The 24,171-nt window shown below is 66.2% G+C and carries 24 protein-coding genes; 6 read left to right on the top strand and 18 right to left on the bottom strand.

Annotated elements, in window-relative coordinates:
* The 3 genes from guaA to AC6RA4_RS08900 all read right to left on the bottom strand — a co-directional run.
* The coding region (gene guaA, locus AC6RA4_RS08910; protein WP_500159479.1) for a glutamine-hydrolyzing GMP synthase at positions 1 to 1,333 on the bottom strand (1,333 nt) is incomplete at its 3' end.
* 245 nt (positions 1,334 to 1,578) lie between these two features.
* Positions 1,579 to 2,214 carry a DUF2270 domain-containing protein gene (locus tag AC6RA4_RS08905; RefSeq protein WP_500159481.1) on the bottom strand — a complete coding sequence of 212 codons (636 nt, stop codon included), beginning with the start codon at positions 2,212 to 2,214 and terminating at the stop codon, positions 1,579 to 1,581.
* Between the two features lie 160 nt (positions 2,215 to 2,374).
* Positions 2,375 to 3,118, bottom strand: a complete 744-nt coding sequence (locus tag AC6RA4_RS08900; RefSeq protein ID WP_500159477.1) for a DUF2270 domain-containing protein — start codon at positions 3,116 to 3,118, stop codon at positions 2,375 to 2,377.
* 245 nt (positions 3,119 to 3,363) lie between these two features.
* Here AC6RA4_RS08900 and AC6RA4_RS08895 point away from each other — a divergent pair, with 245 nt between their 5' ends.
* The gene (locus tag AC6RA4_RS08895) at positions 3,364 to 4,908 is read left to right on the top strand and encodes a trimethylamine methyltransferase family protein (protein WP_500159475.1); all 1,545 of its coding nucleotides are present in this window, start codon (positions 3,364 to 3,366) and stop codon (positions 4,906 to 4,908) included.
* On the opposite strand, the gene AC6RA4_RS08890 is transcribed toward AC6RA4_RS08895, so the two are convergent.
* Positions 4,901 to 5,197, bottom strand: a complete 297-nt coding sequence (locus tag AC6RA4_RS08890; RefSeq protein ID WP_500159473.1) for a DUF6477 family protein — start codon at positions 5,195 to 5,197, stop codon at positions 4,901 to 4,903. The genes AC6RA4_RS08895 and AC6RA4_RS08890 overlap by 8 nt on opposite strands.
* A gap of 221 nt (positions 5,198 to 5,418) precedes the next feature.
* Between AC6RA4_RS08890 and AC6RA4_RS08885 the strand changes: the two genes are divergently transcribed.
* On the top strand, positions 5,419 to 6,537 hold the full coding sequence (locus AC6RA4_RS08885) for a DUF6456 domain-containing protein (RefSeq protein ID WP_500159471.1): 1,119 nt from the start codon (positions 5,419 to 5,421) through the stop codon (positions 6,535 to 6,537).
* Positions 6,538 to 6,585: 48 nt separating this feature from the next.
* Here the strand turns inward: AC6RA4_RS08885 and AC6RA4_RS08880 are convergent, their stop codons facing one another.
* The 5 genes from AC6RA4_RS08880 to metF all read right to left on the bottom strand — a co-directional run bounded on the left by AC6RA4_RS08880 (position 6,586) and on the right by metF (position 10,998).
* Entirely contained in the window at positions 6,586 to 7,233 is a 648-nt protein-coding gene (locus AC6RA4_RS08880; protein ID WP_500159469.1) for a bifunctional 4-hydroxy-2-oxoglutarate aldolase/2-dehydro-3-deoxy-phosphogluconate aldolase, read from the bottom strand.
* Positions 7,234 to 7,317: 84 nt separating this feature from the next.
* A complete protein-coding gene (locus AC6RA4_RS08875; RefSeq protein WP_500159467.1) occupies positions 7,318 to 8,544 on the bottom strand; it encodes a glycosyltransferase family protein in 1,227 nt (408 codons plus the stop codon).
* Position 8,545: 1 nt separating this feature from the next.
* Positions 8,546 to 9,328: an HAD-IIB family hydrolase gene (locus tag AC6RA4_RS08870; RefSeq protein ID WP_500159465.1), complete on the bottom strand. Its 783-nt coding sequence runs from the start codon at positions 9,326 to 9,328 to the stop codon at positions 8,546 to 8,548.
* A gap of 165 nt (positions 9,329 to 9,493) precedes the next feature.
* Positions 9,494 to 9,997, bottom strand: coding sequence for a hypothetical protein (locus tag AC6RA4_RS08865; protein ID WP_500159463.1), 504 nt, complete (start codon positions 9,995 to 9,997; stop codon positions 9,494 to 9,496).
* Between the two features lie 134 nt (positions 9,998 to 10,131).
* Positions 10,132 to 10,998 (bottom strand): methylenetetrahydrofolate reductase [NAD(P)H], encoded by an 867-nt coding sequence (gene metF, locus AC6RA4_RS08860; RefSeq protein WP_500159461.1) that lies wholly within the window; start codon positions 10,996 to 10,998, stop codon positions 10,132 to 10,134.
* A gap of 94 nt (positions 10,999 to 11,092) precedes the next feature.
* Between metF and AC6RA4_RS08855 the strand changes: the two genes are divergently transcribed.
* Positions 11,093 to 11,998, top strand: a complete 906-nt coding sequence (locus tag AC6RA4_RS08855) for a LysR family transcriptional regulator (RefSeq protein ID WP_500159459.1) — start codon at positions 11,093 to 11,095, stop codon at positions 11,996 to 11,998.
* Positions 11,999 to 12,058: 60 nt separating this feature from the next.
* Here AC6RA4_RS08855 and AC6RA4_RS08850 read toward each other — a convergent pair whose 3' ends face one another.
* Positions 12,059 to 12,265 carry a cold-shock protein gene (locus AC6RA4_RS08850; RefSeq protein WP_008885598.1) on the bottom strand — a complete coding sequence of 69 codons (207 nt, stop codon included), beginning with the start codon at positions 12,263 to 12,265 and terminating at the stop codon, positions 12,059 to 12,061.
* 229 nt (positions 12,266 to 12,494) lie between these two features.
* On the opposite strand from AC6RA4_RS08850, the gene AC6RA4_RS08845 reads away from it, so the two are divergent.
* Complete coding sequence (locus AC6RA4_RS08845) at positions 12,495 to 12,815, top strand: arsenate reductase family protein (protein ID WP_500159456.1); 321 nt, start codon at positions 12,495 to 12,497, stop codon at positions 12,813 to 12,815.
* 4 nt (positions 12,816 to 12,819) lie between these two features.
* Here AC6RA4_RS08845 and AC6RA4_RS08840 read toward each other — a convergent pair whose 3' ends face one another.
* From AC6RA4_RS08840 to thrS, 5 genes are all read right to left on the bottom strand, one after another.
* Entirely contained in the window at positions 12,820 to 13,401 is a 582-nt protein-coding gene (locus AC6RA4_RS08840) for a DoxX family membrane protein (RefSeq protein WP_500159455.1), read from the bottom strand.
* Entirely contained in the window at positions 13,398 to 14,129 is a 732-nt protein-coding gene (locus tag AC6RA4_RS08835; protein WP_500159453.1) for an HvfC/BufC family peptide modification chaperone, read from the bottom strand. Before AC6RA4_RS08835 ends, AC6RA4_RS08840 begins: the two co-directional genes overlap by 4 nt.
* Positions 14,126 to 14,977 (bottom strand): MNIO family bufferin maturase, encoded by an 852-nt coding sequence (gene bufB / locus AC6RA4_RS08830; RefSeq protein ID WP_500159451.1) that lies wholly within the window; start codon positions 14,975 to 14,977, stop codon positions 14,126 to 14,128. Before bufB ends, AC6RA4_RS08835 begins: the two co-directional genes overlap by 4 nt.
* Positions 14,978 to 15,039: 62 nt before the next feature.
* Positions 15,040 to 15,345 (bottom strand): BufA1 family periplasmic bufferin-type metallophore, encoded by a 306-nt coding sequence (locus AC6RA4_RS08825; RefSeq protein WP_335946898.1) that lies wholly within the window; start codon positions 15,343 to 15,345, stop codon positions 15,040 to 15,042.
* A 321-nt stretch (positions 15,346 to 15,666) separates the two neighbouring features.
* On the bottom strand, positions 15,667 to 17,616 hold the full coding sequence (gene thrS, locus AC6RA4_RS08820; protein WP_500159448.1) for a threonine--tRNA ligase: 1,950 nt from the start codon (positions 17,614 to 17,616) through the stop codon (positions 15,667 to 15,669).
* Positions 17,617 to 17,869: 253 nt separating this feature from the next.
* On the opposite strand from thrS, the gene AC6RA4_RS08815 reads away from it, so the two are divergent.
* Positions 17,870 to 18,205 (top strand): hypothetical protein, encoded by a 336-nt coding sequence (locus tag AC6RA4_RS08815; RefSeq protein WP_500159446.1) that lies wholly within the window; start codon positions 17,870 to 17,872, stop codon positions 18,203 to 18,205.
* Positions 18,206 to 18,296: 91 nt separating this feature from the next.
* Here the strand turns inward: AC6RA4_RS08815 and AC6RA4_RS08810 are convergent, their stop codons facing one another.
* The 3 genes from AC6RA4_RS08810 to gyrA all read right to left on the bottom strand — a co-directional run bounded on the left by AC6RA4_RS08810 (position 18,297) and on the right by gyrA (position 23,595).
* Positions 18,297 to 19,646 (bottom strand): metal-dependent hydrolase family protein, encoded by a 1,350-nt coding sequence (locus AC6RA4_RS08810; protein ID WP_500159444.1) that lies wholly within the window; start codon positions 19,644 to 19,646, stop codon positions 18,297 to 18,299.
* Between the two features lie 139 nt (positions 19,647 to 19,785).
* Positions 19,786 to 20,478 (bottom strand): M48 family metalloprotease, encoded by a 693-nt coding sequence (locus tag AC6RA4_RS08805; protein ID WP_500159442.1) that lies wholly within the window; start codon positions 20,476 to 20,478, stop codon positions 19,786 to 19,788.
* A gap of 399 nt (positions 20,479 to 20,877) precedes the next feature.
* Positions 20,878 to 23,595: a DNA gyrase subunit A gene (gyrA, locus tag AC6RA4_RS08800; RefSeq protein WP_500159440.1), complete on the bottom strand. Its 2,718-nt coding sequence runs from the start codon at positions 23,593 to 23,595 to the stop codon at positions 20,878 to 20,880.
* A 230-nt stretch (positions 23,596 to 23,825) separates the two neighbouring features.
* On the opposite strand from gyrA, the gene AC6RA4_RS08795 reads away from it, so the two are divergent.
* Positions 23,826 to 24,095, top strand: coding sequence for an usg protein (locus AC6RA4_RS08795; RefSeq protein WP_222605639.1), 270 nt, complete (start codon positions 23,826 to 23,828; stop codon positions 24,093 to 24,095).
* Positions 24,096 to 24,171 lie beyond the last annotated feature (76 nt).

Below are 24,171 nucleotides of genomic sequence, written 5' to 3'. Positions count from 1 at the left end.
CGAAGGCCTGCCAGATCTCGTCGTAAAGCCCGTGCTTGCGGATCTGGTCGATATAGACCGCATCCGCCTTGCGCAGGATCTCGAGCTTGTCGCGGGTGATCTCGCCGGGGCAGCGGATCGCGAGGCCGGGCCCGGGGAACGGGTGGCGGCCGATGAAGCTTGCCGGCAGGCCGAGCTCGTGGCCCAGCGCGCGGACCTCGTCCTTGAACAGCTCGCGCAGCGGCTCGACCAGCTTGAGGCCCATCTTCTCGGGCAGGCCACCGACATTGTGGTGCGATTTGATGGTGACCGAGGGGCCACCGGAGAAGCTGACGCTCTCGATCACGTCGGGATAGAGCGTGCCCTGTGCGAGGAACTCGGCGCCCTCGATCTGGTCGGCGTATTTCTGGAACACGTCGATGAACAGCTTGCCGATGGTCTTGCGCTTGGTCTCGGGGTCGGAGACGCCCTCAAGCGCGCCGAGGAAGAGCTCGGATTCATCGGCATGGATGAGGTTGAGATTGTAGTTGTCGCGGAACATCGACACCACCTGCTCGGCCTCGTTGAGGCGCAGCAAGCCGTGGTCGACGAAGACGCAGGTCAGCTGGTCGCCGATGGCCTCGTGCAGCAGGATGCCGGTGACCGAGCTGTCGACGCCGCCAGACAGCGCGCAGATGACCTTCTTGTCGCCGACCTGCTCGCGGATCTTGGCGATCATCTCCTCGCGGTAGGCGCCCATGGTCCAGTCGCCGCTGAAGCCGGCGATCTTGACGAAGTTTTCATAGAGCGTCGCGCCGTTCGGGGTGTGATGCACCTCGGGGTGGAACTGCACCGCGTAGAAGCGCCGCTCGAGATCGGCGGTCATGGCGAAGGGGGCGCCCGGCGACGTGCCGTAGACGTCAAAGCCCGGTGCGATCTCGGCCACGTGGTCGCCGTGGGACATCCAGACCTGCTCGCGCCCGGTGGCGTCGAGGAACCAGCCGTTGAAGAACTCGGTGCTGTGCTCGGTCGGGCTCACATAGGCGCGTCCGAATTCGGCGGTGGCGTGTTCGCCGGCTTCGACCCGGCCGCCGAGGTCGTGCATCATGACCTGCTGGCCGTAGCAGATCCCGAGGATCGGCACGCCGAGCTCGTAGGCGCTCTTGGGCGGGCGGGGCGAGCCTTCGCGCATCACCGAGTCCGGGCCGCCCGAGAAGATGATCGCCTTCGGGGCGAACTCCTTCAGGAAGGCGTCGGTGACGTTCTGATAGGGATGGATCTCGCAATAGACGTTCAGCTCGCGCAGGCGGCGCGCGATCAGCTGCGTCACCTGCGAGCCGAAATCGATGATGAGGAGGCGGTCATGCTGGGTCATGGCCACGCTTTAGAAGCGCTTGGCCTGTTGCGCAAGAGGCGTCGCGCCCGGCGCGGGCCTGAACCCGCCGCGCCCGTCTCGCCCGCCGCCGCCGGCAGCATCGCGGGGCGCAGAGAGCCCTGCGGTCTGAGGCGGGCAAACGCCGCGTTGCGTGACGGCTGCTGGGCAAGGGAGCGGAGCCGCATCCTTTGTGGCGCGCGTCCCGAGATCGGTCCGTGCCGGGGCGAAGGGCCGGTGACTGCGGGCTATCCCATCGAGTCGGATTTCGCGCGACCGCGTTTGCGCGACCGCGAAAGGTCGTCGCGCTTGCTCCAGAGCGCGATGACGCCGAAGACGAGCACGTAGAGCGCGCCCATCATCGCGATCACCGCTCCCGGCAACGGCCCGATATCGGCCCGATGCAGCGCCTCGTCCAGCGATTGTACCGGGGTCGGGTGAACGGCGATCTTGCCGGCGAAGGCGAGGGTCTGAATCAGCAATATCCAGAAGTAGTTGCGCCGGATGCGGCGGCCCATCGCGACCATCAGGGGCACATGATACCTCGGACGGAGGTAATCGTTGGCCAGCACCCGCTGCCAGTCTTCCTCGAGGTGCAGGTCGCCCTCGGCCAGCATGGGGGCGTAGAAATGCGTCTCGATCCAGCGCGCGCGGGCGCGCCAGACGTTGAAATAGCGATAGCGGCGGGCTTCGAGAAACAGAAAGAACACGATCAGGATGCCCACCAGAACCAGCGGAATCGGCGAGGCCTCGGGCGAGGCGAAGGAGATCGACAGCGCCACGCCAAGCGTGACCACGGCCCAGTTCGTCGTGGTGTCGAGCCGGGTGCGCCAGATGGTGCTGCGATAGACTTCGCCGCGATAGAGATGGGCGATCGCACCCATCTCGGCGGCGTCGAGATCCTTGCGCGGCGTGGGCATGCCGCCGGTCTTCATGTCGATGGGTTTGTCCTCCACTCCCCTCGGCGCAAGGGCGCCGTTCTCCCTGGGAGAGGAGTTTTGCATTCGTCTTCCGCGGGGTCAAACCCCGTGGCGGAAAACGAGATCAGTAGATCGCATCCGGCAAGGGGAGGTTGTGCTTGCGAAAACTCCGGCGGTCCTGCAGGGCGCTGTACGAGGCCAGACCGCAGAAGGTCGCCATGTAGAGGGCGCCGCCCACGAAGATCACCTCACCGGGAATGACGCCGACATCGGCGCGCCGGACGGCCTGATCGATCGAACTGACCGGGGTGGGATGTACGGCGATCTTGCCGAGGAAGGCGATCAGCTGGATCAGCGTGATCCAGAGGTAGCTGCGCCTTATCCGGCGTCCGAGCGCGTGCGAGTAGGAGATGTAGAAGACCGGGTGAATGTAATCCTGTGCCATCATCTGGCGCCAGCAATGCGGGCTGCGGTGCTGGGCGGGATTGAGCATCGGGGCGTAAAAATTCTTCTCCATGCGGCGAAACCGGGTGCGCCAGCTGTCGCAGTAGCGGTAGCGTCGCGCTTCGAGCGTGAGGAAGAACAGGTTGAGAATCCCCACAAGCACCAGTGGCAGCGGGGAGGCACCGGGAGAGGCATAGGAAATCGACAGCGCCACACCAAGCGTGACGACGGCCCAGTTGGTCGTCGTATCGAGCCGGGTGCGCCAGACGCTGCAGCGATAGACCTCGCTCCGGTAGAGATGCGCAATGGCGCCGATTTCGGCTGCGTTCAGCTCGGGCAGCGGTGCCTCTTCCTTGTTTCTATTGTCATTTTCCGCGTCTTCCAGCCAGTTGGCCAGCGTCGCAAGCTGTGCGCTGCTCGTCATCGTTCCACCTTCTGTGCGGCGCGCTGCGCCGATCCCAAACGCCCCAGGGCTAAAATGTATGGCGCAGATGCGTTAATAGGATGTGACCGGCGGCAGGGCTCTGCCTGACAAAGGCGTGAGGCGCGCGAATGTCGCTTTTCCGCGTGATCCGCCGCAATCGCGCATCCCCTTGCCGTGGCGCGCGGGTTAGAACAGGAGAACCTTGGGCGCGGGGAGGCGTCCGTTTTCACGCGGGGATACGGATCATGGTCGAAGCGGCGACTCGGAAGCGGAGCAGAAGCGGCGGCGGTGCGGCCCGGCGGGCGGCGCGGGGCTCGGCCGTGGTCGAGACGGCGCGTTACATCGAGCGCAACATCCCCGATCTCGAGATCCTCAACGAGGAAGCGCTGCAGATCATTGAGCACAACGCCGAGACCGTGCTGGAAGAGATTGGCGTCAACTTCGTCAACAACCCCGGCGCGCTGGAGCGCTGGCGTCAGGCCGGGGCCGAGATCGACGGTGAGCGGGTGCGCATCCCGCGCGGCCTGGCGCGCCAGCTCTGCGCCACCGCGCCCTCGCGCTTCACGCAGGTGGCGCGCAACCCGGCCAAGACTGTCGAGATCGGCGGCCGCAACCTTGTGCTCGCGCCGGTCTACGGCCCGCCCTTCGTGCATGATGCCGAGCGCGGACGGCGCTATGCCACGATCGAGGATTTCCGCAATTTCGTGAAGCTCGGGCAGATGTCGCGCTGGCTGCACCATTCCGGCGGCACCGTCTGCGAGCCCACCGACGTGCCGGTGAACAAGCGCCATCTCGACATGCTGCACGCGCATATGACGCTGTCGGACAAGCCCTTTATGGGCTCGGTGACCGAGCCCAGCCGCGCGCAGGACAGCGTCGACATGTGCGGCGTGCTGTTCGGCGAGCAGTTCGTGCAGGACAACACGGTGCTGACCTCGCTGATCAACATCAACTCGCCGCTAACCTTCGACGACGTGATGATGGGCGCGCTCGAGATCTATGCTGCCAACAACCAGGCCTGCATCATCTCGCCCTTCATCGTCGGCGGCGCCATGGCGCCTGTCTCGGTGGCGGGCACGCTGACGCAGGTGCTCGCCGAGGTGATGGCGGGCGTCGCCTATTCGCAGCTCGTGCGGGCCGGCGCGCCGGTGATCTTCGGCGCCTTCGTGACCTCGATCGACATGAACTCGGGCGCGCCCACCTTCGGCACCCCGGAGGCGGCGCAGATCACCTATGGTGCCGGCCAGCTGGCGCGGCGGCTGGGGCTGCCCTACCGCTCGGCGGGGTCGTTCTGCGGCTCCAAGCTGCCCGACGCGCAGGCCGCCTACGAGACCGCGAACACGCTGAACAACGGGCTTCTGGCGGGCGTGAATTTCATGCTGCATGCCTGCGGATGGCTCGAGGGCGGGCTGGTGTCGTCCTACGAGAAATTCGTCATGGATGCCGACCAGCTCGGCGCGCTGCACAAGATGGCGGCAGGCATCACGGTGGACGAGAGCGCGCAGGCGATGGACGCGCTGCGCGAGGTCGGCCCGGGCGGGCATTACCTTGGCTGTGCCCATACCCAGGCGCATTTCAAAACCGCGTTCTGGCGCTCTGAGTTGCTCGACTACAAGCCGTTCGAGACCTGGATCGAGGAAGGCGGGCGCGACACCATGGCGCTGGCCTCGGCGCGGGTGCGCAAGCTGCTCGACAGCTACGAACAGCCGGCGATGGATCCGGCCACCGCCGAGGCGCTTGACGCCTTCGTCGCGGCCAAGAAGGCGAGCATGCCCGACAGCTTCATGTAAGCGTCGCCTCGGCCTCCGCCAGCAGGCGGGCCTCGCCGATCAACGCTGCAAGCGCCGCCACATGGCGCGCGACGGAGTACGCCCCGTCGCGCGCCCGTCGGCGTTCGTCCATCAGCCCCTCGACCTCGAGCAACTGCATCACCGCCGCGCCGTGGCGCTTCGGCGCCGCGATCCCAAGCACGCGCGGAAGATGCGTGCTGCGCCGGTAGTCCTCTGCGGCGATGCGTGCGGCGCGGATCAGAAGGCGGGGACGGCGGGTGTGCTGCAGGCGGCTTGTGAGATCGTGCATCGGTTGGTCCTTCCAGGTGATGGACCGCGAGGGTGACACATGAAATCGGGGTGTTGCGATGCAACCTATGCGGAAGAACGCTCCCTTAATAATTGTTTATCTATTGTGGATAATTTTGGCTTTCCGGTAAAACTGGCAACTTTTGCGTAACTTGCCCTCGCTGATTTTGGATCCGGTCTGGGGAAAAACCTGTGGATAAACAAGGACCGAGGGGACAAGTCATGACTTTTTTCACCACCGACAGCCGCGATGGAGAACCGTTTCCGGCCTGGGTGCCGGACGATGCCAGAAACTATCTCGCCCACACGGTCGGCGGGGAGGCGATCCGCAAGCTGGCGCGACAGGCGGGCTGCCATGCCTCGACCGTTCTGCGCCAGGTGCGGCGGATCGAGACGCTCCGGGACGATCCGTTGGTCGATGGCGCCTTGTGTCGGCTGGGCGCGATGCGGAGCCGGGCGACAGCGTTGCAAGCCAAGAAGGAGTTCGGGCGCATGAACGAGACCCCTGGCCAAGAGCCGGCCCCGGACGAGACCAAGCTGGCGCGCGAGGCACGGCGGGTGCTGCGGCGGCTCTGCGAGCGCGGCGCGGTGCTGGCGGTGGCCACCGAGATGGACAAGGCCGTGGTGGTGCGCGACACCGGCGAGGGGGGCTCGGCCCGCACCGCCGTGGTCGATGCGCCGATCGCGCAGGCGATGGCGCTGAAAGGCTGGATCGCCTGCGAGGCGCCGGGCCGGATCTCGCGCTATCGCATCACCGCCGCCGGGCGCGCGGCGCTGGGGCGGCTGGTGGCCGAGCAGGAGACCAAGCTGCGCGGCTTTGCCGAGGCACAGGCCGGGTTCGACAGCGGCCGCGCCGCGGAGGCGGCGATGCGGGCCGAGGAGGATGATCCCCAGGCGCGCCGGCGGACCCTCATGCACGAGGCGCCCTTGGTGCTCCTGGCAAGGCGGCGCGACAAGGACGGCGCGCCGTTCCTCCCGGACGAGCTGGTGCGCGCCGGGGAACGCCTGCGCGAGGATTTCGAGCTGGCGCAGATGGGGCCTCGGGTCACGCAGAACTGGGATCAGTTCCTGACGGCGGGCGTCGATCGTGGCGCGGCGCGGGATCTGCCGCGCGGCCCCGAGGCGGCGCGGGCGCGCCTAACGGCGGCGCTGCGCGAGCTGGGGCCCGGCCTTGGCGACGCGGCGCTGCAATGCTGCTGCTATCTCGAGGGGCTCGAGGTGACCGAGAAGCGCATGGGCTGGTCTGCACGCTCGGGCAAGGTGGTGCTGCGCATCGCTCTGCAGCGGCTGCACCGGTTCTACGACGATCTCAACGCCCGTGGCGGCGGCATGATCGGCTAGAGGCAAACGGGTGGGCCGAAGCTTTGGCCCACCCTTGAATGCATCGGATCAGCCGCGCGGCAGGGCCGCGGCCTCGGCGGCCAGCGCGGTGATGCCGTCCCAGTCGCCCGAGAGCATCTTGTCCTTGGGCGCGACCCAGCTGCCGCCGCAGCACAGCACGTTCGACAGGCCGAGATAGTCGGCGATGTTGCCCATGCTGATGCCGCCCGTGGGGCAGAACCGCACCTGCGGCAGCGGCGCGCCGATGGCCTTCAGCGCCTTGGCGCCGCCCGAGGCCTCGGCGGGGAAGAATTTCTGCACCGTGTAGCCGCGCTCGAGCAGGGCCATCGCCTCCGAGGCGCTGGCCGCGCCGGGCAGGATCGGCAGGTCGGCCTCTTCGCAGGCATCGAGCAGCTTGTCTGTGGCGCCCGGCGAGACGCCGAACTTGGCGCCGGCATCGACGGCGGCCTTCACGTCGGCCGGGGTCAGCAGCGTGCCCGCGCCGACCACGCCGCCCTCGACCTTGGCCATCTCGGCGATGGCCTCGAGCGCGCAAGGCGTGCGAAGGGTCACTTCAAGCACCGGCAGGCCGCCCTTGACCAGCGCTTCAGCCAGTGGGGCTGCATGGGCGACATCGTCGATGACGAGCACCGGGATGACCGGCGCGAGGCGGCAGAGCTTTTCGGACTCGAGGCTGGCGGCGGCGGGGGTGATCATGGTCGGATCTCCTGGTTCCAAGGGCGTTGGCCCCGCGTTAGCACGTTTCCCGGGCGGGGTGTAGAGCGCTAACATCGCGCCGGCTCAGTCGCTGCCGTATTCCTCCTGATCCGCCGCCACCGCCGCCCGGAAATCGCTCAGCAGCGTCGGATCGGCGGAGTGCACCCGGTTCCATGTCGGGATGAATGGCGTCTCCTGCGGGTTCTCGATGAAGAGCTGGCCGGCGCGGGTGATGTTCTCGCCGAACATCTCGATGCTTTGCTCCTCGGCGTGGCGGTCGATGGTCAACCCGTTCATCTTGGCATCGGCCCAGTAGGCCTCGAGCAGGTCGAGCGCCGAGCGGTAATAGGTCGCCTTGAGGGTGCGGAACACGTGCGGGGTGAACACCGTGCCGTCGGCGGCGAGTTTGCGGTAGATCGCCTTGCAGATGTCGGTGGACATGCGCGAGAGCCCCTGCGAGGCGTCCTCGGCGGACAGATCCTGGTGCTTGTGATCGTACTGGTCGGCGATCTCGACCTGGCAGACCTGGCGCGGCCCGAGGTTGCGCCACGCTTCCGAGAGCACGCCGATCTCGAGCCCCCAGTCGGACGGAATGCGCAGGTCGGGCAGCAGCCCGGTGCGCAGGGCCATCTCGCCCGAGAGCGGGTAGCGGAAGGCGCGCAGGTAATCAATGTAGTCGCGGTCGCCGATGGTGCGCTTGAGCGCGATCAGCAGCGGCGAGACCAGCAGGCGCGTCACCCGGCCGTTGAGCTTGTTGTTGCCCACGCGGGGGTAAAAGCCCTTGGAGAGTTGGTAGGGGAAGGTCGGGTTGGCCACCGGGTAGACCAGCCGGTCGAGCATCTCGCGCTTGTAGGTGACGATGTCGCAATCGTGGATCGCCATCACCGAGCTGTCGGCGCAGCTGATCAGATAGCCCATGCAGCCCCAGACGTTCTTGCCCTTGCCGGGCTCCTGCGGCGCCAGCCCCAGCGCCTCGAGCCGGCCCATGATCTGCAGCATGCGCGGGCTGTCGTTCCAGATCACCGTGGTCTGCTGCGGCAACACGGAAAAGAACTTGCGGGCGTGGCGGTATTGCTCTTCGGAGGCGCGGTCGAGGCCCACGATGATGCGGTGCAGGTAGGTGACCTGGCTCAGCTCCTGCAGGATGTTCGGGAGCGCGTCGCCCTCGAGCTCGGAGAACAGCGAGGGCAGGATCAGCGAGATCTTGCGGCTCTGCGCAAAGGTCTCGAGTTCGTAGATCATCTCCTCGACCGGGCGCGAGCGCAGGTTGTGGAACTGGGCGATATTGCCGTTCTGCTGGAAGTCGGCCATTTTACTCTGCTCTCCCGTTGCATCCGAGCCTCTTGAGAAGCGCCAGCACGCAGGCGTTCCAGCCTGCGGGTCCGGGCGCCTCGCTGCGGATGATGGTGCCGTCGGTTTCCCCGGGCAGGGCGGGAATGCCCTGACCGTGTTCGTTGCGGATGATCACGCCATAGCGGGCGGTCTCCAGCATTTCGGTGTCGTTCGGCGCATCGCCGAGCGCGATGGCGGTGTCGCGGCCGAGATCGGCCATGATGCCGGCCATCTGCTGCGCCTTGGTGCCGCCGAAGGAGAGCGTCAGGAAGCGCCCGCCGCGCCGCGCCGCGATGCCCTTGGCGTCGAGCTCTGCAAGGAAGGCGGCAAGGCCCGCCTCGTCGCCGCTCCAGACGCCCGGCTCGGTGAAGTTGCGCAGCCGCGCCAGCCGCGCGCCGTCGAGCGGCAGGCCGGTGGTCTCGGCGACCTCCTCGTCGGTCATGTCGCCAAAGCCGCGATAGCAGGCGCGCAGATCCGCGGGCAGGTCGTCGAGCAACCTCCGCAGCCGCGCATAGACGCTGCGGTCGTGCATGTCGGCGCCGGGGGTGACCCGCTGGGCGCCGTTCTCGACGATGATCGGCCAGTCGCCGAGGCCCAGCTCCGCGTGCAGCGGCGCGATCTCGGCGGCGGTCTTGGAACTTGCAAGGATGAGGGGAATGTCCTGCGCCCGAAGCGCGTCAAGCGCGGGCAAGGCGGCGCTATAGCTGTAATCGCCGTGGTCCAGCAGAGTGCCGTCGAGATCCGTGAATACGATTAGCCGCACCTGCCGCTCTTCCTTCGTCGTTTTCCCCGAGGTTAACCGGATTGCGACGGGAGAGGGAACCGCTGGCGCGACTTTCTTCGATGAAGATTGTGTAAGAGGCGAATTAACCGCCTCTTTTCAAAGCGTTCCGATTCCCTTGCGGAAACGGTGCGATGCCATTTCCAGTCAGGCGCCGCGCTGGCGCCCGAGCATGGGAAGGGACTGAGACAGAAGCTGCACGAAATCGCCGTCGCTGTCATCGTCATCGCGGTGGTTCGGCCAGAGGCACAGCACCAGCCCGACCCACCAGCTGATGCCGAACAGCATGAACGGGATCGAGGCGGAGAGGATCGCGAATTGCCGGGTGAGGTGCTCGGGCAGGCCGAGCGCCATCACCAGCCCCATGCAGGGCAGAACGAAGAGCAGGGGAAGCAGCGCGTTGCCGAGCAGAACCGGCAAGAGGTCGATGATCGCACCCGGCCTGGAAAAGCGCCGCGGCAGAAGCGAGGTTTTGACCAGCAAGGCGGCGGCGGCGATGGCGACAAGCGAAATCGCAATGGGAATGATGACGTGCCGCCCGGCAGCGATCTGCGAGGGGACGCTGATGAAAAAGCCCAGCGTCGCGATGCCGGCATAGACGCCGGCGGTACGATGGGCGAGCTGATAGAAATTTGAGAAAAACACACGCATTCGAAACACACTCCGTTGATACGGTGAGTGGTCTAACTTCTCAAATTGGCACGAATACGGCAGGTTGCCGGCAACACGGGGAAGTGTTGCCGGCAACAGTCAGTTTCTGAAATTTACGGACGTTCCGGGGCCTTTCAGGCCACGTGCTCGAGCTTGGTCTCGGGCGTGACGCCGAGCGCGTAGCAGACATCGCGGGTCAGCTCGGGGCGGTTCAGCGTGTAGAAGTGCAGCTGTTCAACGCCGCCGTCGAGCAGTTCCGAGCACAGCTCGGTGCAGATCGAGGTGGCGAGCAGGTCCTGACGGCCGTCGCGCTCGGCGCGGTCGAAGGCCTCGATCACCCAGCCGGGAATTTTGGTGCCGCAGGCCTCGGCGAAGCGGCGCGCGCCCTTCCAGTTCTCGATCGGCAGGATGCCGGGCACGATCGGCTTGTCGATGCCGGCTTTCTCGCAGGCGTCGCGGAAGCGGAAGAAGGTCTCGGCTTCGAAGAAGAACTGGGTCAGAGCCTCGGAGGCGCCGGCGTCGAACTTGCGCTTGAGCCATTCCACATCCGCCTGACCCGAGGCGGCCTCGGGGTGGATGTCGGGATAGGCGCCGACGCGGATGTTGAAATCGCCCGCCTCGCGCAGCGCCTCGATCAGCTCGACCGAGCTGGCGAAGCCTTCCTCGTGCGGGGTGAAGCCCGAGGCGCCCTTGGGCGGGTCGCCGCGCAGGGCGACGATGTCGCTCACGCCGGCGGCGTGAAACTGCTCGGCGATGGCCAGGGTCTCGGCCTTGGTGGCGTCGACGCAGGTCAGGTGCGCTGCGACCTTGAGGCCGGAATGCTTGTGCAGCGTGGCGACCACGTCGCGGGTCAGCTCGCGGGTGGTGCCGCCGGCACCGTAGGTGACCGAGACGAAGCGGGGGCCCAGCGGGGCCAGCGACTGCACCGTGTCCCACAGGCGGAAGGTCGCCTCGATGTTGCGGGGCGGAAAGAACTCGAACGAGATGTCAGGGCGTTTCATTGCCGGGATCCTCTTTTGTTGCGAGGCTTGTCGCACAAACCGCAATGTGAGACAAACTCATAAATCTCAAGAACAACATGAGTGAAACGACAGGATGCACATCGAGTTCCGTCATCTCCGCACGATCAAGGCGGTGCATGAGGCGGGCGGTCTGGCGCGTGCGGCCGACCAGCTGAACATCACGCAATCGGCTTTGAGCCACCAGATCAAGGGCTTGGAAGAGCAGGCCGGGGTCGAGCTGTTTGTGCGGCGGTCCAAGCCCATGCGGCTCTCGGCGGCGGGGCTGCGCCTGTTGCGGCTGGCCGAGCAGGTCCTGCCGCAGATCGAGGCGGCGCAGGCCGAGTTCGCGGGGCTCAGGGCCGGGCGCTCGGGCCGGCTTCACATCGCCATCGAATGTCACGCCTGTTTCGAATGGCTGTTCCCGGTGCTCGAGGCGTTCCGCAAGAGCTGGCCCGATGTCGATGTCGACATCCGTCCGGGCCTTGCCTTCGACGCGCTGCCAGCGCTGCAGAAGGAGGATGTCGACGTGGTGATCTCCTCCGACCCGGAGGATCTGCCCGATGTCACCTTCACGCCGCTCTTCGATTACAGCCCGGTCTTCGTGGCGGCGGCCTCGCACCCGCTGGCCGACAAGCCCTTCATCGAAGCCGCTGATTTCCGGGGCGAGACGCTGATCACCTACCCGGTGGACCGCGCGCGGCTCGATATCTTCTCGCAGCTGCTGAGCCCGGCCAAAGTCGAACCCGCCGCGATTCGTCAGGTTGAGCTGACGGCGGTGATTCTCCTTCTGGTGGCGTCGAATCGCGGTGTCTCGGTGCTGCCCGACTGGGTCGTGCGCGAGGTGAAGTACAATTCGGACTACATCACGCGCCCGCTCACCGAGCATGGCCTGACCCGGACGCTCTACGCGGCGACGCGGAGCGGGGATCTCGAGAAACCGTACATGACCGACCTGATCCGGCTGGCCGGACAGGAAGCGCACAAGCTGCAGACGCAGTAGCGCCGCGCCACGGAATCGCGCCCGGCCCAGATCAGGGCCGAGGCAAATTTTATAAGTATTTCAGAGAGTTTTGAGGTCCGACGCCATCATGCGGCCGTCACGGCCTTCCTTGAGCTCGTAGCTCACCTTCTGGTTGTCGGCGAGACCCGTAAGTCCGGACCGCTCGACTGCTGAAATATGAACAAAAACGTCTTTTCCGCCCTCTTCCGGCGCAATAAAGCCGTAGCCTTTGGTCGTGTTGAACCATTTCACGGTGCCACTCGGCATGTTCCCGTGCTCCTTCCAGTCGTCCAATGTTGTTGCCCGGCCTGGCCCGGGCGCCCCGTCACATTCGCCTTTCAGGGAAAAATACAGCCTATAATGCTGCGTTTTCGGTGCTGATCATCGAAGGTCACGAAACAAAGCGTTACACAGGTTCGGTAAAAATCAAGAGAAACACTTCGCTCTCGCAGCAATCGGCGATAATTTGTCGCTGCAAGACGAAGGAGAAGGCGAGATGCGGCTCTACGGGCTGAAAAATTGCGACACCTGCCGGAAGGCGCTGAAGGCTCTGCCGCAGGCGGAACTGGTCGATGTGCGGGCGGATGGCGTGCCCGCCGAGGTGCTGGCCGAGGCGCAGGCGCGCTTCGGTGACAAGCTGCTCAACTCCCGCTCGACCACGTGGCGGGGCCTCTCGGAGGAAGAGCGCGCGACACCGCCGCTCGACCTCATCGCCGCGCATCCGGCGCTGATGAAGCGACCGCTGATCGTCGATGGCGATCAGATGTATCTCGGCTGGGACAAGGCCACGCAGGGCGCGCTCGGCGTCGCGGCCTGAGCGCTCAGGCGGTTTGCGCCGCGGTGGCGCGCGGGGCGAGGCGGCGCTCGACCAGCCGGTCGAGGGCCAGCCAGCCGCCGCCCTTCAGCACCAGCGTGACAAAGATCAGCATCCAGAACAGCCGCTGATCGAGGATCAGCGCGTCTGGCACGCGGTCGAACCACGCGCCCAGTGTCTCGGGATGGGCGATGCCGCCATGGCCGTAGAGATCGGTGAGGCTCTGCACGGTGACAAAGCCGATCATGCCGAGCGCGGCGAGCCGTGTTGCGAGGCCGAGGACGATCAGTAGCGGCAGCAGGAGTTCGGCCCAGGTGCCGGCGACGGTGACGGCCCAGTGCAGGACACCGAGCTGGCTGGCGTCATAGCCCACCGCCTCGAACTGGCGCGGCCAGATCTGCGCATAGGCACCGGTGGTGGGGCTGACGATGCCAAGCAGCCCGTCTCCTAGCTTGGTGCGCGCCGAGGCCCAGAAATAGCCGACCAGCGTGGCGGCAAAGGCCATGCGGGCGAACAGCGGCAGCAGGCCCTGGGTGCGGGCCTCAAGAGACGAGGTGGCGCGGCGGTAGAGCGGGATCAGCCGGGTCATGTCAGGATCTCCGTGATGGCGCCGTGCCCGAGGAGCAGCGCAAGACAGGGGGCGGGATCGAAGCCCGGGCCGCATTGGGTGACGGCGGCGCCGAGCGGCATGTTGGCCTGAAGGGCTGCGAGGAAGGCGTGGCCTTGCGGTGGCAGGACATGCGGCTCGGGATCGTAATCCGGGCGCAGCACGGCGATCTCTTGCGCGCCGCCGGCGGGGGCCGGGCCGAGGCCAAGCGCGAAGGCGCGGATCTCGGCCACCGGCCAGCGCGATTTCAGGATCTGGACGCTCGGGGCCAGCCGCAGGCGGGCGAGGCCGAGCCTGTCCTCCGGGAGCGCGAGCAGCGCGTCGGGGGCGATCGGCGCGGCATCGGCGGCGTGGTAGGCGCGGCGCAGCGCCAGCTCGAGCCGGGCGACATCGGACAGGAAAGGCAGGCGGTCGAGACCGTCGAGCCCGTCGAGAAAGGCCGGGAAGGCGGCGCCCCAGTGGATCATCAGCGGGCTCGCGGGCGGGTGCTGGCGTAGGAAACGCCCGGCGATGCGGTTGGTGTTGGCCTCTCCCAGCAGTGCGGCGCAGGCGGGAAAGCCGGTGCCGAGCGCCTCGGTGAGAGAGACGGCGACATTGTTGCGATAGACCGCGTAGCGCCGCCCGGCGGGGCGGCCGGCGCCATCGGTGAGCCCCTCGGGGACCGGGCGCTCGGGATCGAGCAGGGCGTGGCGGAAGGCCTGCTGGCTCATGCCGCGACCGCGAGCCGGGCCAGCGCCTCCTCGGCCCTGCGGGCCTCCTCGGACAGCACCGGCCAGGCGGGCACGTCGGTGTCCCATTCGATCAGAACGGGCTTCGGCCCGGAGCGCGCCAGCGTGTAATCAAGCAGCGTCCAGACTGGGTCGGCGACCTCGCGGCCATGGCTGTCGATGAGCAGCGGCGCGCCGTGGTCGTCCTCGTCCTCGTCATGGCCGCCGAGATGGATCTCGCCCACCTGATCGAGCGCGAATCCGTCGATATAGGCCTGCGGGGTGAACCCGAGATTGGTGGCGGAAACGAAGACGTTGTTGACGTCGAGCAGGAGCCCGCAGCCGGTGCGCCGCGCGATCTCGCGCAGGAAATCAGGCTCATTCCACGTGCTTTCGGTGAAGGCCAGATAGCTCGAAGGGTTCTCGAGCAGCATTCTGCGGCCCAGCGTGTCCTGCACCTCGTCGATATGCGAGGCGACGCGGGTCAGCGTGGCGTTGGTGTAGGGCAACGGCAGCAGGTCGTTGAGGAAGGCGCTGTCATGGGTGGACCAGGCGAGATGCTCGGAGAAGCTCGCCGGGTTCAGCCAGCCCACGAGGTCCTTCAGCCGGGCGAGGTGCTCGGGATCGAGCCGGCCTTCGCCGCCGATCGAGAGGCCCACCCCGTGCACGGAGATGGGAAAGCGCTCGGCCAGGGCGCGGAGCTGCGCCAGGGGCCGGCCGCCATCGCCCATGTAATTCTCGGCGTGGATCTCGAGCCAGCCGACCGGGCCGGCATCGGTGAGGATGTCGCTATAATGCTGCGGCTTGTAGCCGACGCCCGGGCGCGCGGGCAGGGTGGTGAAGCTGTGCATGGTCCGGTCCTTGTCCTGTGCCAAAGGCGCGGGGCGGGCAGGTGGCCCGCCCCGGCGCGGCATCACATCTCGGGCAGGTCGCGGTCGAGCGCCTCGAGCGAGCCCATGCGCTCGGAGCCGTCGGCCATCGCCGGCAGCATGACCTCCATGCAGGTGCCGGCATCCACGAGGCTCCAGGCGTTGCCCTGGTAGTCGACCTTGGAGGTGCCGGCGCAGGTGGTGCCGGGGCCTGCGGCGCAATCGTTCTGACCGGCCAGCGCCACACCGAAGCATTTTTCCTTCTCCTGCGCCGCGGCCTGATGCGCGGTGAGGGTGACGGCGGTGGCGACGGCGCTGAGCAGGGCGGCGGTCTTGATGGTTTTCGACATGATCGTGTTTCCCTTGTTGGGTGTCCCGTTGGTGCCTCTCCGGGGTGTCTCCCGTTGGCCTCTCAACAGTGCCGCGACATAGCGCCACCGCCCACTCACGGGCGCGTGGCTCACGTGTGTGTCAGGCCGCGTCAGCGCGCATAAGATGTGTCGTGGGACGTATCACTCTGGAATTCATTGGTATTCCATTTGAGTGTTTCAGCTGTCGTAACGGAAAGCGGGGCCGTGGCAGAGCTTTGTTACAATCAAAACGGCCCCCGCGAAGATCGCGGGGGCCGTGCGTGAGGTTTGTTACAGTTTAAACGGCGCCCTTCCGGGCGGTCAGTCGCGCAGGTCCGGCGGGGTCGCCTCGACGCCCAGATCCTGCGTGATCTCGTCGAGCGTCGCGAGCTTGGTCTGCTTCTCGCCGAGGCGGCGCACGGTGACGGTGCGCTCCTCGACCTCGCGTTGACCGACGGCGAGGATCACCGGCACCTTGCCGACCGAATGCTCGCGGACCTTGTAGTTGATCTTCTCGTTGCGGATATCGGCCTCGGCGCGCACGCCGGCGGCCTTAAGCGCGGCCACGACCTCGTGCACGTAGTCATCCGCCTCCGAGGTGATCGAGGCCACCACGACCTGGCGCGGCGCCAGCCAGAACGGCAGTTTGCCGGCATGTTCCTCGATCAGGATGCCGATGAAGCGCTCGAACGAGCCCAGCGTCGCGCGGTGCAGCATGACCGGGCGATGCTTCTCGCCATCCTTGCCGATATAGGTCGCGTCGAGCCGCTCGGGCAGCACGAAATCGACCTGGAAGGTGCCACACTGCCAGACCCGGCCGATGGCATCGGTCAGGCTGAACTCGAGCTTGGGGCCATAGAAGGCGCCTTCGCCGGGGTTCATCACCGGCTCGATGCCGGCGCTGCGGGTGGCCTCGAGCAGGGCGGTCTCCGCCTTGTCCCAGACCTCGTCGCTGCCGGCGCGGGTGTCGGGGCGATCCGAGAACAGGATGTCGAATTTCTCGAAGCCGAGATCCTTGTAGATGTTCGACAGGAAATCGATGAAGCGCTGGCACTCCTCGGCGATCTGGTCCTCGGTGGCGAAGATATGCGCGTCGTCCTGGGTGAAGCCGCGCACCCGCATGATGCCGTGCAGCGCGCCCGAGGGCTCGTAGCGGTTGCACGAGCCGAACTCGGCCATGCGCAGCGGCAGATCGCGGTAGGATTTCAGGCCGACCTTGAAGATCTCGACGTGGCAGGGGCAGTTCATCGGCTTCAGCGCGTTGACCGATTTCTCGCGCGCATGCTCCTCGTCGACCTCGACGATGAACATGTTCTCCTGGTATTTCTCCCAGTGGCCGGATTTCTCCCAAAGCTTGCGGTCGACCACCTGCGGTGTGTTCACCTCGACATAGCCGCCGCGGCGCTGCTGGCGGCGCATGTAATCCTGCAGCGTGGTGTAGATCGTCCAGCCATTGGGGTGCCAGAAGACCTGGCCCGGGGCCTCTTCCTGCATGTGGAACAGATCCATCTCGCGGCCGAGCTTGCGGTGGTCGCGCTTGGCGGCTTCCTCGAGGAAATTGAGATAGCCCTGCAGATCTTTGCGGTTGCGGAAGGCCACGCCCTGCACGCGCTGCAGCATCGGGCGGTTGACGTCGCCGAACCAGTAGGCGCCCGAAACGCCCATCAGCTTGAACGAATCCGCCGGAAGCTGGCCGGTGTGCTGCAGGTGAGGGCCACGGCACAGGTCCTGCCAGCCGCCATGCCAGTACATGCGGATCGGGGCGCCTTCGGGGATGCGGTCGACCAGCTCGACCTTGTAGGGCTCGCCGTTCTCTTCATAGAAGGCGCGCGCGCGATCGCGCTCCCAGATCTCGGTGGTGACCGGCTCGCGGGCGTTGATGATGTCCTTCATCTTGGCCTCGATCTGGCCAAGGTCCTCCGGCGTGAAGGGCTCGGCGCGGTCGAAATCGTAGAACCAGCCATGCTCGGTGACCGGGCCGATGGTGACCTTGGTGTCGGGCCAGATCTCCTGCACGGCGCGCGCCATCACGTGGGCGAGGTCGTGGCGGATCAGCTCGAGCGCCGGGGCCTCGTCCTGAAGGGTGTTGATGGCGATCTGCGCGTCCTGCTCGATCGGCCACTGGAGATCCCAGTGCTGGCCGTCGACCATGGCGGAGATGGCCTTCTTCGACAGCGATTTCGAGATCGACTCCGCGACGGCGGCGGGGGTCACGCCCTGCTCGTACTCGCGCTTGTTGCCATCGGGAAAGGTGAGAGAGATCTGGGCCATAGCGGCTCTCCTCGTCGGTTTGGCGCCCACGGAACGCCCGGTTGCGGGTTATGTTGCGCGGGTCTTTTGGCCGGGTGCGCGGGGGGTGTCAAGGAGAGTTGAGTTCTCGTCTCGCCGGGCCGGGCAAGGTCGGGCAGGCGGCTTGCCGCACCGGAGGCTCTGCGCCGGGGAACGGGTTTGTGAACGCGGCTCACCGTTCTTTCGGCAACCGATGGTGCTATGACTTCCCCATGGGTTGAATATGGAGGACATGATGACCGCAAAGATCTTCACAACCTGTCTGGCGCTGTTCTGCAGCCTCGGCGTCGGCGCTGCTGCCTCCGCAGAGCCCGGCCCAACCGCGCCCGCCGATCAGGCCGCGCTCGCGCCGCCCGCACCTGACGCGCCGGTTCAACTTGCGCTGACCTTCGGAGACCCGGTGCCTCTGACCGACGGCGAGAAGGCGGAAATCCGTTTCCTGCTGCCCGGGGCCGACCCGGATGCCTTCCCGCCCGAGACCTGGGGGCAGGTCCGCGCGGTTCTGCTCAGCCGCGATCTGAAGATCGAGAAGCGCAATCGGCTGAAAAGCATCCTCGGACGGGCCGGGTAGCGCCACGGCGCCTCGGAACAGGGGCCGCGCGACATCTCCCCGCGAAACAGGGGCGCCGCCGCCAATCGCGGCGCCCCCGTACAAGCCGCGCCTACTGCAGCGTGTTCTTGTAGATCGTGCCGTCTTTCATGATGAGGTCGAAGCTCCCCTCCGGATCCCCGACCAGGTCGAGGGTCTCGAGCGGGTTGCCGTCGACGAGGATCATGTCGGCATAGGCCCCTTCCTCGATCACCCCGAGCGGTCCCATCGGGTAGGGTGTGAGCGGGCCCGACAGCTTGAGCAGCTCCGCGTTGTCGCAGGTCGCCATCTTCATGGCCTCATAGGGCGTGAACCAGCGCTGCAGCTTCGCGAGTTGCGCACCCTGCCGCTTGGCAAGATCCGCGCTGAACAGCGTGTCCGTGCCGAAGGCGATCTTGACGCCAAGCTCCTTCGCCGTGCGATAGACGAAATCCGTGCCGTCGGTGACGAACTTGTATTTCTCCTGCTGGAAGGCGTTCAGCGTCGGCGCGTCCTCGTCATCGAGAAACGGCTGCATGCTGAGCCAGGCGCCATCCTCTTTCATGCGCTGCAAGGTTTCCCGCGTGGCCATGTGGCCGTGCTCGATGCTCTTGACGCCCGCATCGAGCGAGTGCGCGACGGCCTGGTTGCTGATCGCGTGCGTCGCGACATAGGTGCCCCAGTTCTCGGCGGCGACGACAGCCGCGTGAAGCTCCTCGACGGTATACTGGATGGTGTGGATCGGGTCGTAGCTCGAGGTGACGCCGCCTCCGGCCATGAGCTTGATCTGGGTGGCGCCCTGCATCAGGTTCTCGCGCACCCGCTTGAGAACCTCCGGGACGCCATCCGCGATGTAGAACATGTCCCCCGTCTCGAAGGGATGAAGCTTGTCCGGCGTTGCCGGCACGTCCTTCGTCATCCGGAAATCCTGATGGCCGGCGGTCTGCGAAATGCCGGGGCCCGAGGGAAAGACCCGTGGTCCCTCGATCATCCCTTCATCGGTGGCCCGCGCGATGTCGAACATCGGACCGCCCGTGTCGCGCACGGTGGTGAAACCGCGGTAGAGCGTGTCGCGCTGCGCCACCGAGGCGAGCAGGTTCCAGTAGCCTTCGTTGGTCACCGAGAGCTGCGGGATCGTTGCCGTGGCAAAGACGCCATGCCAGTGCGCATCGATCAGCCCCGGGATCAGCACGCGCCCGTCGGCATCGATGATCGTGGCGAAGTCCGGCACTTCGAGATCGGCGCCGATCTTGCTGATCATGTTGCCGGCCACGAAGACGTCCTGGCCCTCGATCAGATCGGGCGAACAGCCGGTGAAGATCTTGGCGCCGCGGATCAGCACGGCATTCGGAGCATCGTCTGATTGCGCGGCGACGGACCCTGCGATCATGCAGCAGCCCAAGGCGGAGGCGAGCGCGCGCCTCGACACGTCGTTCAACGTCATCGGTGACCCTCCCGAGGTCCAGAACAGAGAATCGCGCGCGTGGTTCAACCGTAGCGGTCCGAGGCTGGTTCTCAAAATGAGAAATCAGCAGTCCGCAGGCTTTTACGTTACGTCTCCTGTGGCCGGGAATGGCGCGCCGTCAGCTTCGCGCCGCCGCCTCCCAGCGCGCCTCGAGCTTCTCCAGCGCCGCGATGCGCTCGGCGGTCCTGGGGTGCGACATCAGCCAGGCGGGCACGCCACCGCGGGCGTTGGTCAACGCCTCGAGCTTGCCGAAGAGCGATTTCTGCGGCGCCACGCCGATGCCGGATTTGTGCAGTAGCGCCGCCGCATAGGCGTCTGCTTCGTACTCGTCGCCACGCGACAGCCGTGCCGCCAAGAGCTTCATCGCCGCCGTCGCGAGATAGGGGCCGACACCGGGCAGGAACCGCCCCAGCACCATGGCCATGGCGGTGCGCAGCGCGTTCTGGCCCGAGAAGTCGATCATCCGCCGCCGCGAATGCCCCAGCGCCACGTGGCCGAGTTCATGCGCGATCACCGAGGCCATTTCCTCGGCCGAGACCTCGCCCGCCCGGTAGCGGTTGTAGAAACCACGGGTGATGAAGATCCGCCCGTCCGGCGCCGCCAGCCCGTTGACCGGCTCGATCTCGTAGATGTTCACCCGGATGCGCGGCAACTCGAGCGCCGCCGCCATGCGATCGGTCAGCGCCTTAAGCCGGGGATCGGCCAACTCGGTCGACTTGGCATCCAGCTCCCGCGCCGTGCGCCAGGCCGAAACCCGGTACATGGCGAGCGCGTAGAGGATGGCGAGCAGGATCGGCGTAAACTTCAGCATGGCCTGAATATGGGGCCGCGCCCGGCCTCCTCCAAGAGCAAAATCAGCACCCTGCCGGACAGCCCCGCCACCCGGCCCAGGCCACCGCGCCCCGATCTTCTCTACGTCCCAAATACTCAAAAAAGCCGCGCCATCCTGCCCGCCCGCCGGCTCATTGCACCCGCTCAAAGGAAGACCACATCCGTCCCCGAACCACGTCCTGATCTTCTCTACGTCCCAAATACTCAAAAAAAACGCGCCATCCTGCGCGCCACCCGGCCATTGCACCCGCTCGAAGGAAGACCGCATCCGCCCCCGCACCGCGCCCTGATCTTCTCTACGTTCCAAATACTCAAAAAAGAAACCTCCCGGCCAGGAACCCCGGCCGGGAGGTCAAAACCACAGCGATGACAGGAGGGGTCAGCCCTCTTCAGCCTCGCCGTCCTCCTCGTCGCCCTGATCGGCGATCCAGGCGACCGAGACCACGGTCTCGCCGGCGCGGGTGTTGAACACCTTCACGCCGCCGGCGCTGCGCGAGCGGAAGGAGATGCCCTCGACCGGCACCCGGATCGACTGGCCGGTGGAGGTGGCCAGCATGATCTGGTCTTCCATCTCGACCGGGAAGGAGGCGACGATCTCGCCGCCGCGCATGCTCTTCTCCCACGCGGTGACGCCCATGCCGCCGCGACCGCGGATCGGGTAGTCGTGCGAGGACGACAGCTTGCCCAGACCCTTGGCGGTGATCGTCAGGATCAGGTTCTCCGCCGCCGACATCTCGGCATAGCGCTCGGCCGAGAGCAGGCTGTCGGCGTTGCCCTCGTCGTCATCCGAGGCCGCCTCGGCATCGTCTGCGAGGCCCGCCATGGCGCGGCGCATCTTGAGGTAGGAGGCGCGCTCGTCGGACTCGGCCTCGAAGTGGCGGATCACCGACATCGACACGACCTCGTCGCCGTTCGACAGCTTCACGCCGCGCACACCGGTGGAGTTGCGCGAGTTGAACACCCGCACGTCCGGCACCGGGAAGCGGATGGCGCGGCCGGAATTGGTCACCAGCATGACGTCATCGTCTTCCGAGCAGATCCGGGCGTTGATCAGCCGGGTGGCTTCGTCCTCGCCCTCGAATTTCATCGCGATCTTGCCGTTGCGCATGACGTTGGTGAAATCCGACAGCCGGTTGCGGCGCACCGAGCCCTTGGAGGTGGCGAAAACGATCTGCAGATCGTCCCACTCGTCCTCGGTGCGGTCCACCGGCATGATCGCCGCCACCGAGACGCCCTGCGGGATCGGCAGGATGTTGACGATGGCCTTGCCCTTGGAGGTGCGTCCGCCCTGCGGCAGGCGCCAGCACTTGAGCTTGTAGACCATGCCCTCGGTGGTGAAGAACAAGAGCTGCGTGTGGGTGTTGGCCACGAAGAGCTGGGTGACGACGTCGTCTTCCTTGAGCGAGCCGCCAGAGACACCCTTGCCGCCGCGTTTCTGCGAGCGGAACTCGGCCAGCGGGGTGCGCTTGATGTAGCCCGACTGCGTCACGGTGACGACCATGTCCTCGCGCTCGATCAGGTCCTCGTCGTCCATGTCACCGGCCCAGTCGATGATCTCGGTGCGGCGCGGCACCGCGAACTGCTCCTTCACGGCGATCATCTCGTTCGAGATGATCTCCATGATGCGCTCGCGCGAGCCGAGGATCTCGAGGTATTCCTTGATCTTGCCGGCCAGCTCTTCGAGCTCGTCGGTGACCTCCTTGACGCCGAGTTGGGTGAGGCGCTGCAGGCGCAGCTCGAGGATGGCGCGGGCCTGCGTTTCCGACAGGTTGTAGGTGCCGTCCTCGTTCATCTTGTGGGTCGGATCGTCGATCAGCTGGATATAGGGCGCGATCTCATGCGCCGGCCAGCGCCGGGTCATCAGCTTGTCGCGCGCCTCGGCGGCGTCGGCGGAGGCGCGGATCGTGGCCACCACCTCGTCGACATTGGCCACCGCCACGGCGAGGCCGCAGAGGATGTGGCTGCGCTCGCGCGCCTTGCGCAGCAGGTAGGCGGTGCGCCGCGCCACCACGTCCTCGCGGAAATCGAGGAAGGCGGTGAGGAAGGTGCGCAGGGTGAGCTGCTCGGGCTTGCCGCCATTGAGCGCCAGCATGTTGCAGCCGAAGCTGACCTGCATCGGCGTGAAGCGGTAGAGCTGGTTGAGCACCACCTCGGCGGTGGCGTCGCGCTTGAGCTCGACCACCACGCGGACGCCCGAGCGGTCGGATTCGTCCTGCACGTGGGCGATGCCCTCGATCTTCTTGTCGCGCACCGATTCCGCGATGCGCTCGATCATCGTCGCCTTGTTCACCTGATAGGGGATCTCGTCGATGACGATGGCATAGCGGTCGCGCTTGATCTCCTCGATGCGGGTCTTGGCGCGGATGATCACCGAGCCGCGGCCCTCGAGATAGGCCTTGCGGGCGCCTGAGCGGCCGACGATGACGCCACCGGTGGGGAAATCCGGCGCGGGGATGTACTCGATCAGCTGTTCGGAGCTGAGATCGGGGTTCTCGATCAGCGCCAGCGTCGCGTCGATCACCTCGCCAAGGTTGTGCGGCGGAATGCGCGTCGCCATGCCGACGGCGATGCCCTCGGCGCCGTTGACCAGCACGTTCGGATAGCGCGCCGGCAGCACCACGGGCTCGTTGCGCTCGTTCGCATAGTTCGGGACGAAATCGACGGTGTCCTTGTCGATATCCTCGAGCAGCGCCTCGGCGGTGCGCTCGAGCCGCGATTCCGTGTAACGGTAGGCGGCGGGCGGATCGCCATCCATGGAGCCGAAATTGCCCTGACCGTCGATCAGCGGCAGCGACATGGAGAAATCCTGCGCCATCCGCACCAGCGCGTCATAGACCGCCGAGTCGCCATGCGGGTGGTAGCGACCCATGACGTCGCCCACGGCGGTGGCGCATTTGCGATAGGGCTTGGACTTGGTCTGCCCGTTCTCCCAGAGCGTATAGAGAATGCGCCGGTGCACGGGTTTCAGCCCGTCGCGCAGATCCGGGATCGCGCGGCTCACGATCACGCTCATGGCGTAATCGAGATAGCTCGACTTCATCTCGTCGATGATCGAGATCGCGGGGCCCGCGTAGGCAGGGCGCTCGGGTCCGCTCATTTCGTCATCGTTTTCAGGGGGTTCCGGCGTGTCGGTCACGATGCTCGCCCGTCCGTTATTATGCTATATCTTGTTACAGAGGCTTATATCAGATGCAGGATATGGGGCGCAATGGCGCCGGCACGACAAATCTGGCAGCCACCGCCATCGCCTGCTAACAATCTGTTTTAATTGAAAAAAGATGACTCGCGCGGCACGCTTTAAACACGGAAAAAAGCCGAGGTAAAGCGATGCAGGAAACACCGACCGAACTGATGCTCAAGGGCTATGGCCTGACCACCGCGGAAATCTTCTACCGCATGCCCGATTACCAAAACGTTCTCAACACCTTCCTCTGGCAGGACTACGACCTCGCCCCGGACCATCCACGGCTCTTCAAGTTCGTGGAGTTCTGGCAGGACGAGATCGAGGGCCCGCTGCATTCGATCCGTTTCACCCACCGAAAAATGTTGTCCTCCGGCGAATGGCGGCAAGTGGTGGGCGAGTTTCACTACCACTGACGCCGCACGCCGTGGCGGGGCGGGGGGGGGGGGGGGGGGGGGGGGGGGGGGGGGGGGGGGGGGGGGGGGCGGGGGC

Source organism: Salipiger sp. (assembly GCF_059781815.1).
The sequence above is the reverse complement of the archived record's forward strand: the minus strand, read 5'-3'. Positions and strand labels throughout refer to the sequence as shown.

What these genes read in the sequence shown, in the direction of transcription:
- AC6RA4_RS08840 (WP_500159455.1), bottom strand. Translation starts at nt 13,401, where the DNA reads ATGACCCGGCTGATCCCGCTCTACCGCCGCGCCACCTCGTCTCTTGAG.
- AC6RA4_RS08865 (WP_500159463.1), bottom strand. Translation starts at nt 9,997, where the DNA reads ATGCGTGTGTTTTTCTCAAATTTCTATCAGCTCGCCCATCGTACCGCC.
- AC6RA4_RS08810 (WP_500159444.1), bottom strand. Translation starts at nt 19,646, where the DNA reads ATGACGTTGAACGACGTGTCGAGGCGCGCGCTCGCCTCCGCCTTGGGC.
- AC6RA4_RS08895 (WP_500159475.1), top strand. Translation starts at nt 3,364, where the DNA reads ATGGTCGAAGCGGCGACTCGGAAGCGGAGCAGAAGCGGCGGCGGTGCG.
- AC6RA4_RS08805 (WP_500159442.1), bottom strand. Translation starts at nt 20,478, where the DNA reads ATGCTGAAGTTTACGCCGATCCTGCTCGCCATCCTCTACGCGCTCGCC.
- metF (WP_500159461.1), bottom strand. Translation starts at nt 10,998, where the DNA reads ATGAAACGCCCTGACATCTCGTTCGAGTTCTTTCCGCCCCGCAACATC.
- AC6RA4_RS08845 (WP_500159456.1), top strand. Translation starts at nt 12,495, where the DNA reads ATGCGGCTCTACGGGCTGAAAAATTGCGACACCTGCCGGAAGGCGCTG.
- AC6RA4_RS08875 (WP_500159467.1), bottom strand. Translation starts at nt 8,544, where the DNA reads ATGGCCGACTTCCAGCAGAACGGCAATATCGCCCAGTTCCACAACCTG.
- AC6RA4_RS08885 (WP_500159471.1), top strand. Translation starts at nt 5,419, where the DNA reads ATGACTTTTTTCACCACCGACAGCCGCGATGGAGAACCGTTTCCGGCC.
- AC6RA4_RS08825 (WP_335946898.1), bottom strand. Translation starts at nt 15,345, where the DNA reads ATGTCGAAAACCATCAAGACCGCCGCCCTGCTCAGCGCCGTCGCCACC.
- AC6RA4_RS08855 (WP_500159459.1), top strand. Translation starts at nt 11,093, where the DNA reads ATGCACATCGAGTTCCGTCATCTCCGCACGATCAAGGCGGTGCATGAG.
- bufB (WP_500159451.1), bottom strand. Translation starts at nt 14,977, where the DNA reads ATGCACAGCTTCACCACCCTGCCCGCGCGCCCGGGCGTCGGCTACAAG.
- AC6RA4_RS08795 (WP_222605639.1), top strand. Translation starts at nt 23,826, where the DNA reads ATGCAGGAAACACCGACCGAACTGATGCTCAAGGGCTATGGCCTGACC.
- thrS (WP_500159448.1), bottom strand. Translation starts at nt 17,616, where the DNA reads ATGGCCCAGATCTCTCTCACCTTTCCCGATGGCAACAAGCGCGAGTAC.
- AC6RA4_RS08890 (WP_500159473.1), bottom strand. Translation starts at nt 5,197, where the DNA reads ATGCACGATCTCACAAGCCGCCTGCAGCACACCCGCCGTCCCCGCCTT.
- AC6RA4_RS08900 (WP_500159477.1), bottom strand. Translation starts at nt 3,118, where the DNA reads ATGACGAGCAGCGCACAGCTTGCGACGCTGGCCAACTGGCTGGAAGAC.
- AC6RA4_RS08835 (WP_500159453.1), bottom strand. Translation starts at nt 14,129, where the DNA reads ATGAGCCAGCAGGCCTTCCGCCACGCCCTGCTCGATCCCGAGCGCCCG.
- gyrA (WP_500159440.1), bottom strand. Translation starts at nt 23,595, where the DNA reads ATGAGCGGACCCGAGCGCCCTGCCTACGCGGGCCCCGCGATCTCGATC.
- AC6RA4_RS08880 (WP_500159469.1), bottom strand. Translation starts at nt 7,233, where the DNA reads ATGATCACCCCCGCCGCCGCCAGCCTCGAGTCCGAAAAGCTCTGCCGC.
- AC6RA4_RS08815 (WP_500159446.1), top strand. Translation starts at nt 17,870, where the DNA reads ATGACCGCAAAGATCTTCACAACCTGTCTGGCGCTGTTCTGCAGCCTC.
- AC6RA4_RS08850 (WP_008885598.1), bottom strand. Translation starts at nt 12,265, where the DNA reads ATGCCGAGTGGCACCGTGAAATGGTTCAACACGACCAAAGGCTACGGC.
- AC6RA4_RS08905 (WP_500159481.1), bottom strand. Translation starts at nt 2,214, where the DNA reads ATGGGTGCGATCGCCCATCTCTATCGCGGCGAAGTCTATCGCAGCACC.